The sequence below is a fragment of the Variovorax sp. 10N420 genome, assembly GCF_056394705.1.
Genome location: NZ_JBFTIJ010000020.1, coordinates 60,009 through 67,047, shown reverse-complemented (window position 1 = coordinate 67,047; position 7,039 = coordinate 60,009). Strand labels below are relative to the sequence as shown.

At 62.4% G+C, this 7,039-nt stretch carries 8 protein-coding genes and 3 tRNA genes; all 11 read right to left on the bottom strand.

Translation table 11 applies throughout. From position 1 onward, the window contains the following. Positions 1–281: GTP-binding protein (locus tag AC1DEK_RS28630; RefSeq protein ID WP_478128708.1), on the bottom strand; the 281-nt coding region annotated here is incomplete at its 3' end. Between the two features lie 75 nt (positions 282–356). Next, positions 357–431 (bottom strand) — tRNA-Thr (locus tag AC1DEK_RS28625). 43 nt (positions 432–474) lie between these two features. Then, positions 475–548 (bottom strand) — tRNA-Gly (locus AC1DEK_RS28620). A gap of 107 nt (positions 549–655) precedes the next feature. Then, positions 656–741: transfer RNA gene (locus tag AC1DEK_RS28615), tRNA-Tyr, on the bottom strand. A gap of 170 nt (positions 742–911) precedes the next feature. Then, on the bottom strand, positions 912–1,610 hold the full coding sequence (locus AC1DEK_RS28610) for a uracil-DNA glycosylase (RefSeq protein WP_478128707.1): 699 nt from the start codon (positions 1,608–1,610) through the stop codon (positions 912–914). Continuing rightward, positions 1,607–2,407 carry an indole-3-glycerol phosphate synthase TrpC gene (trpC, locus tag AC1DEK_RS28605; protein WP_478128706.1) on the bottom strand — a complete coding sequence of 267 codons (801 nt, stop codon included), beginning with the start codon at positions 2,405–2,407 and terminating at the stop codon, positions 1,607–1,609. Before trpC ends, AC1DEK_RS28610 begins: the two co-directional genes overlap by 4 nt. Positions 2,408–2,421: 14 nt before the next feature. Further along, complete coding sequence (gene trpD, locus AC1DEK_RS28600; protein WP_478128705.1) at positions 2,422–3,450, bottom strand: anthranilate phosphoribosyltransferase; 1,029 nt, start codon at positions 3,448–3,450, stop codon at positions 2,422–2,424. Positions 3,451–3,494: 44 nt separating this feature from the next. Further along, positions 3,495–4,550 (bottom strand): low-specificity L-threonine aldolase, encoded by a 1,056-nt coding sequence (ltaE, locus tag AC1DEK_RS28595; protein ID WP_478128704.1) that lies wholly within the window; start codon positions 4,548–4,550, stop codon positions 3,495–3,497. A 3-nt stretch (positions 4,551–4,553) separates the two neighbouring features. After that, positions 4,554–5,138, bottom strand: coding sequence for an aminodeoxychorismate/anthranilate synthase component II (locus AC1DEK_RS28590; protein ID WP_478128703.1), 585 nt, complete (start codon positions 5,136–5,138; stop codon positions 4,554–4,556). Then, a complete protein-coding gene (locus AC1DEK_RS28585; RefSeq protein ID WP_478128702.1) occupies positions 5,135–5,527 on the bottom strand; it encodes a GxxExxY protein in 393 nt (130 codons plus the stop codon). The genes AC1DEK_RS28590 and AC1DEK_RS28585 overlap by 4 nt, the downstream gene beginning before the upstream one ends. Continuing rightward, a complete protein-coding gene (trpE, locus tag AC1DEK_RS28580) occupies positions 5,524–7,026 on the bottom strand; it encodes an anthranilate synthase component I (RefSeq protein WP_478128701.1) in 1,503 nt (500 codons plus the stop codon). Before trpE ends, AC1DEK_RS28585 begins: the two co-directional genes overlap by 4 nt. Between the last annotated feature and the right edge of the window lie 13 nt (positions 7,027–7,039).

The window sequence follows — 7,039 nt, the reverse complement described above, 5'->3', positions numbered from 1 at the left end:
GTGATCATGTTCTTCACATAGTCAGCGTGCCCCGGGCAGTCCACGTGCGCATAGTGACGGTTGGCCGTCTCGTACTCCACGTGCGCGGTGTTGATCGTGATCCCGCGCGCCTTCTCTTCGGGCGCCGCGTCGATCTGGTCGTAGGCCTTGGCTTCGCCGCCGAACTTCGCCGACAGCACCGTCGCGATCGCCGCCGTCAGAGTCGTCTTGCCATGGTCAACGTGACCAATCGTGCCCACGTTCACGTGCGGCTTCGTGCGGGTGAATTTTCCTTTTGCCATTTTCTCGACTCCGAAAAATAACTAGATCAACACACTGACATGGGGTTGCAGCCACCAGGCTGCAACCCCAAGAACTGGTGCCCATTGCGGGAATCGGACCCGCGACCTCTCCCTTACCAAGGGAGTGCTCTACCACTGAGCCAAATGGGCGATATCTATAAAACCAAACCACAGAAGCACCAAATGCAGACGCTGGAGCGGGAGACGGGAATCGAACCCGCGTCATTAGCTTGGAAGGCTAGGGTTCTACCATTGAACTACTCCCGCACAACGACACAGCCCCTAGACCGGACTGCGCCGCAGCTAGGACAGAGCCTTGCTTTCGCTTCGGCTCTGCACATCACATTCAAGCGCTCTGCAAAATCCAAATTCGCTGGTGGAGAGGGCTGGATTCGAACCAGCGTACTCGTAAGAGGGCAGATTTACAGTCTGCTGCCATTAACCACTCGGCCACCTCTCCGGCGAACCTCGGAATATAGCACGGTTACCTTGGCCGGTCGATCGCAGCCTTGGCAAATCATGCTCTCGCTCGCACCTTCGGCCAGGCAAACCGGAACGGGTTGGCTCGGACCGGCGTGTTTTGCGCCGAGCCCGCGATTCTCGCATGAAATCAAGTACTTACCGACCCCCTCAGGCGCAGTTCCCCTCCCTCCACGCACGCGCCTGGCCGAAGTGACCGCAGCCGATGAAGGGGACCGGCGGACGCAAGGCGGAGAGCGGCGATGGGTGGTTCGCCGTCAATACTTTGTGTCGACCTGTATCTATCAATGTGCGTTTGCTCTGCGCATGCGCGCCCCAGAGCATGAAGACCACGGACCGTTCTCCTTGCGCGACATGCCGGATCACGGCGTCCGTCAAGATTTCCCAACCGCGCCCCGAATGGCTGGCCGGGCGGCCTTCTTCCACCGTCAGACATGTGTTGAGCAAGAGGACGCCGTGAGTCGCCCATTTCACGAGGCTACCCCCGGGGTCAGGGAACTTGGGCGGCGGCGTGCCCAGATCCCGTTCGAGCTCCTTGAAGATGTTGCGCAACGACGGGGGCAATGCCACGCCGGGAGCCACTGAAAAGGCAAGCCCCTCGGCTTGGCCGCGTCCGTGATAAGGGTCCTGGCCAAGGATCACCACCCGAACATCGCTCGGCGGCGTCAACTCCAACGCCCGCAATGGCCGCGGCGGGAAGATCACGGCACCCCCTTCCAGGCGTTCACGCAGGTAAGCGAGCAGCTTTTGCCCCACTGCCGAATCGAAGAACTGGCTCACCAACGACTGCCACCCGGGCGCGACAGGCCAGTCAGCCGGGTCACAGGTCGCGAGTTGATCGGCGCTCATCGAAAAAGATCAGCGAGGGCCTCGCCTGGTTCGTCAGCACGCATGAAGGCTTCTCCAACCAGGAATGCGTGGACGCCGGCAGCTCTCAGCTTCGCGACGTCATCACGGGTCGCGATACCGGACTCCGTCACGAGCAGGCGATCGGGCGGCACCTGCGCGCGAAGGTCTATCGTCGTTTGAATCGACACCTCAAAAGTGCGCAGGTTGCGATTGTTGACACCAATCAGCGGCGTCTTGAGCCGCAGCGCGCGTTCGAGCTCAGTGCTGTCATGTACTTCGACCAATACCGCCATGCCGAGTGCGACCGCGATCGTCTCGAAATCACGCATCTGGGCATCGTCAAGACAGGCGGCAATGAGGAGGATCGCGTCGGCCCCCATCGCGCGCGATTCGTACACCTGATACGCATCGACGATGAAATCCTTGCGGATCACCGGCAGATCGCACGATGCGCGCGCCTGTTTCAGGTAGTCGACGCCGCCTTGAAAGAACTGCCGATCCGTCAGCACGGACAGGCAAGCCGCACTGACCTTACCGTCTCCCTCGGCATAGCTTTGCGCGATGTCCGCCGGGATGAAATCTGCTCGCAGGACGCCCTTGCTTGGACTGGCTTTCTTGACCTCGGCAATCACGGCGGCCGCGCCGGCGGCGATCTTCGCGCGCAGCGCACCAGTGAAGTCGCGTGTCAACACGCGGCTTTCCGCGTCGAAGCGCACTGCTTCGAGCGGGGCACGCTTCTTTGCCGCGACGAGTTCTTCGTGCTTGACGGCGATGATCTTCTCAAGAATGTCCGACATGTCCGATGCCCTCCTCAGGTTGCAGCCGCGGTGGCGGCAACGAGTTCGGCCAGCTTGGTCTTCGCTGCTCCGGATTCGAGTGCGGTGCGCGAACGCTCGATGCCGGCTGCAATCGACTCGCTGACATTCGCCGCGTAGAGTGCCGCGCCTGCATTCAACAGCACGATGTCTCGGGCTGGTCCGGGCTGGTTCTCCAGCACGCCAAGAAGCATCGCTTTGGATTGCTCCGGTGTTTCGACGCGCAGCGCGCGGTTGCTCGACATCGAGAAGCCGAAGTCCTCCGGATGGAGCTCGTATTCGCGAACTTCGCCGCCCTTGAGTTCGCCCACCATGGTTGCGGACCCGAGTGAGATTTCATCCATTCCGTCGCGACCATAAACGACCAGCGCGTGTTCGGCGCCCAGACGCTGGAGCGCCCGTACCTGGATCCCGACGAGATCGGGGTGGAACACGCCCATGAGGATGTTCGGCGCGCCCGCCGGGTTGGTCAGCGGACCGAGGATGTTGAAGATCGTCTTGATTCCGAGTTCCTTGCGCACCGGCGCGACGTTCTTCATGGCCGGATGATGGTTCGGCGCGAACATGAATCCGATGCCCACCTCGGCAATGCATTTGGCGATCTGATCGGGCTTCAGGTTGATGTTGACGCCGAGCGACTCGAGCACATCGGCGCTGCCAGACTTGCTGCTCACGCTCCGGCCGCCGTGTTTGCTGACCTTCGCGCCCGCAGCGGCCGCAATGAACATCGAGCAAGTGGAGATGTTGAAGGTGTGCGAGCCGTCGCCCCCGGTGCCGACGATATCGACAAGGCGCGTCGTGTCCGCCACGGGCACCTTCGTCGCGACTTCGCGCATGACTTGCGCCGCTGCCGTGATTTCGCCGATGGTTTCCTTCTTGACTCGCAGGCCGGTGATGAGCGCCGCCATCATCACGGGCGAACACTCGCCGCTCATGATGAGCCGCACGATGTGCAGCATCTCGTCGTGGAACACCTCCCGGTGCTCGATGGTTCGTTGCAGCGCTTCCTGGGGAGTGATGGGCATGTGGATGTCTCGTTCGGTTCAGTGGATTGGGTCGCTGCGGCAGCTCAGGCGCGAAAGAAGCTCCGGATCGCTTCAAGAGAGCGATCGATGCCCTGCGCATCGACGTCCAGGTGCGTCGCAAAGCGCAGCCGATAGAGCCCGGTCGCGAGCACGCGGTTCTTCTTCAGATGTGCCAGCAGTTCTGCGGATCGATCGCGCGCCTCCCCCTGCAAATCGGCGAAGACCAGGTTGGTCTGCGGTGGCTCGACTTTCAGCTCTGGGATTCCGGCAAGGCCATTCGCCAGGCGGATCGCCAGCGCATGATCCTGCGAAAGGCGATCGATGTGGTGTTCCAGCGCATGGGAGGCAGCCGCGGCCAGTACGCCGGCCTGACGCATGCCGCCGCCGGCCATCTTGCGAATGCGATGCGCACGCGCGATGAATTCGCGAGATCCACAGAGTGCGGACCCTACCGGCGCCCCAAGCCCCTTGCTGAAACACACCGAGACGCTGTCGAAACACCCCGCAATGCGCCGCGCTTCGTCACGCACCTGAGTTCCCTGCTGAGCAGCCTGCGCCGTTGCCGCATTGAAGAGCCGGGCGCCGTCGAGGTGACGGCTCAATCCCTTGCGTCGGGCGAGTTGCGTCGCTTGCTCCACATAGGCAAAGGGCAGCAGCTTGCCGCCGAGGGTATTTTCCAGCGCCAGCAGCCGCGTCCGCGCGAAATGCGCATCGTCGGGCTTGATGGCGGCTTCGATGTCCTCGAGCGCTAGCGTGCCGTCCGGCTGGTGATTCAACGGCTGCGGTTGCACGCTGCCGAAGACTGCCGCCCCGCCGCCTTCCCACCGGTAGCAATGCGCTTGCTGACCCACGATGTACTCGTCGCCGCGCTGGCAATGAGAAAGGATCGCGCAGAGATTGCTCTGCGTGCCTGTCGGCACAAACAGGGCCGCTTCGAAGCCAAGCATCCGGGCGATCTGCTCCTGGAGCGCATTGACGCTGGGGTCGTCGGCAAAGACGTCGTCGCCCAGGGGCGCGGCCAGCATGGCCTCTCGCATGGCGGCGGTAGGCTGCGTGACTGTGTCGCTGCGCAGGTCGACGAGAGATTCGGAGGTGGTCATGTCTCAATCCAGGAAGTTTTTGAGCATCGCATGGCCGTGCTCCGTAAGAATCGACTCAGGGTGAAACTGCACGCCCTCGATCCGGACATCATGCGCGAAGCCCGTGTGCCGCACGCCCATGATTTCGCCGTCGGATGTCCATGCGGTGACCGCCAGGTCAACAGGGCACGTCGCTCGCTCGATGGCGAGCGAGTGATAGCGGTTGACGCTGAACTTCTCAGGCAAGCCGGCAAATACGCCTTCGCCCGTGGTGCTGATCTCGCTTGTCTTGCCGTGCATCAGTTGTTGTGCGCGGATGATCTTTCCGCCAAAGGCTGCACCGACTGCCTGATGACCCAGGCACACACCGAGGATGGGCAACCGGCCGGCAAATTCGCGGATGGCTTCCACTGAGACGCCGGCTTCTGTCGGCGAACACGGCCCCGGCGAAATCACCAGTCGCCCTACGCCACCGGCCATCCGTTCACGCAACTCATCAAGCGTGATCTCGTCGTTGCGATGCACCTCGACATCGGCGCCAAGTTCACCAAAGTACTGCACCAGGTTGTAGGTGAAGCTGTCGTAGTTGTCGATCATCAGAAGCTTCATGGCTTGGCTCCGATCCGGTAGACGCCCTTGACAACCGGAAACACGTTGAAGTTGATGAGGAGCCCCAGCTTGAGCCCCGACAAGCGAACTGCCGCTTGCGCCCGCGCTCGATGCAAGTCGGTGAGCGCATCCACGGCCTTCACCTCAACCACGGTCGATTGCTCCACCACGAAGCCCGCCCGGCAGACTTCGCCGAGCGAGCGGCCCCGGTAGCTGGCCGACACCGGCACGTCACGCAAGAATCCGATTTCGCGCTCGGCGAGTTCGATGGCGAAAGCGGCTGCGTAGACCTCCTCGTCCAAACCGATGCCAAGTACCCGCTGCACTTCGACGGCGGCACCGATGATCTCGTGAGAAAAGTCGTCGGTCTGGTTTTCTGCGGCGTTCATTCCAGCCCCTCCTCGACGAGTTCCGCTGCCCGGAGCAAGGCGCGAGCCTTCGCCTCGGTCTCTTTCCATTCGAGTTCGGGCACCGAATCGGCAACCACGCCGGCCGCCGCCTGCACGTGCAGCATCTGGTCCTTCACGATGCCGGTGCGAATGGCGATCGCAACGTCCATGTCGCCGGCATAGCTGATGTATCCGCAGGCGCCGCCGTAAATGCCCCGCTTGGTGGGCTCGAGCTGGTCGATCAACTCCATCGCGTGAACCTTGGGCGCACCGGTCAGCGTGCCGGCCGGAAAGGTGGCCTTCAGGACATCGATCGCAGTCATGCCCTCTTTCAGCGTGCCTTCGACGTTGCTCACGATGTGCATCACATGGCTGTAGCGCTCGACGGCGAATGCCTCTGTGACCTTGACGCTGCCGATCTTTGCGATGCGGCCGATGTCATTGCGCGCCAGATCGATCAGCATCACGTGCTCGGCGCGCTCTTTCGGATCGTTGATGAGCTCGACCTCGGCCGCCTTGTCCAGTTCCGGCGACGCACCGCGCGGACGCGTGCCAGCAAGCGGCCGAATGGTGATCTTCTGCTCGCCGCCCCCGGTGCGCTCCTGGCGCACGAGGATCTCCGGCGAAGCGCCGACCACGTGGAAGTCACCGAGGTGGTAGTAATACATGTAGGGCGACGGATTGAGCGACCTCAAGGCGCGGTAGAGCGAAAGCGGGGACTCGGTGTAGCGCTTGCTGATGCGCTGGCCCACCTGCACCTGCATGAAATCGCCCGCGGCGATCAGTTCCTTCGCCCGCTCGACGGCTGCAAGATAGTCGGCCTTGGCAAAACTGCGCTGCGCAGGGTGTGCCTGCGTCGGTCGCACCTGTGGGGCGCTCACCGAATATTTGAGCTGCTCGCGCAGTTCGCGCAGGCGCCGCTTCGCGTTGGCGTAAGCCTCCGGCTGAGCGGGGTCGGCGTAGACGATCAAATAGAGCTTGCCCGAGAGGTTGTCGATGACCGCCAGTTCCTCGCATTGCAGCAAGAGGATGTCCGGGCAGTTCAGGGTGTCGGGCGGGCAGGTCTTTTCGAGCTTCTTCTCGATGTGCCGCACAGCGTCATAGCCAAAGTACCCCGCCAAGCCGCCGCAGAAGCGGGGCAGCCCCGGTCGCAGCGCAACCTTGAAACGCTGTTGGTAAGCCGCAACGAAGTCGAGCGGATTACCGTGGGCTTTTTCCACGACTTTGCCATCTGTGACGACCTCGGTCACGGCATCAGCACCGAAGCCGCTGGCCCGCAAGAGCGTGCGGGCTGGCAATCCGATGAAGCTGTAGCGACCGAAGCGCTCGCCGCCGACGACCGATTCGAGCAGGAAGCTGTGCTTGCCGCTGTCCTTGGTGTAGGCGAGCTTCAGATAGAGGGAAAGCGGAGTTTCGAGGTCGGCAAAGGCCTCGACCATCAGCGGTATGCGGTTGTAGCCCTGCGCGCTGAGGCTTTTGAATTCGAGTTCAGTGATCACGGTGGGGTCTCCG